We start from the raw sequence: 853 nt of genomic DNA on the forward strand, positions 1-853 counted from the left end.
ATGGTGAAGATGTTTTGGAAATGGAAGTCGACGAGCGTGCTCGTGTCGGACTATTCCTTGCTATGCAATATCCAAGTGAAATCAGCGGGGTTACCAATGCTGACTTCTTACGTTCTTCCATCAACGCTCGCCGTGAAGAAGGCGACGAAATTTCATTGATGAAATTCATCCGTCAAATGGATCAAAAAATGGAATTCCTTGAAATGGATGAAGATATGGCCCAACGTTATTTAAACGAAGGATTCTCCGGCGGAGAGAAAAAACGCAATGAAATTCTTCAATTAATGATGATTCAGCCTAAAATCGCCATTTTGGATGAGATTGACTCAGGGCTTGATATCGATGCACTTAAAGTCGTTTCAAAAGGGATCAACGAAATGCGCGGAGAAGACTTTGGCTGCTTGATCATCACTCATTACCAACGTCTATTAAATTACATCACTCCTGATTTTGTCCATGTCATGATGCAAGGACGCGTCGTGAAATCAGGTGGTCCAGAGCTAGCTGCCCGCTTGGAAGCGGAAGGTTATGATTGGATCAAACAAGAATTGGGCATTGAAGACGAAACTGTTGGCGAAGAAGCGTAAGTAGGAGGATTTGCAATGACTACAGAAACGAAATTACCGTTTGAACAAGAGGATATCAGCTCTTATTCAGCTAAAAATAATGAGCCAGCCTGGCTTTCGGAGCTTCGGATTCAAGCTTTTTCGGAATTGGAAAAGCTGCCGATGCCAAAGCCGGATAAAACGAAAATCGACAAATGGAACTTTACTTCCTTCAAGACTCATGCGGTTCAAAGTGAAGCTTTTGCTTCATTGGAAGAGCTTCCGGAAGAAATCAAGTCCATCATTGA

1 protein-coding gene and 1 pseudogene are annotated in these 853 nt (G+C 42.7%); both read left to right on the forward strand.

Translation table 11 applies throughout. The features are described 5' to 3' along the window. The coding region (gene sufC / locus CVN76_RS06040) for a Fe-S cluster assembly ATPase SufC (protein WP_100530607.1) at positions 1 to 587 on the forward strand (587 nt) is incomplete at its 5' end. A gap of 15 nt (positions 588 to 602) precedes the next feature. Next, a pseudogene (locus CVN76_RS06045) lies at positions 603 to 853 on the forward strand (Fe-S cluster assembly protein SufD); the annotation flags it as partial.

The organism is Bacillus sp. mrc49, from assembly GCF_002803435.1.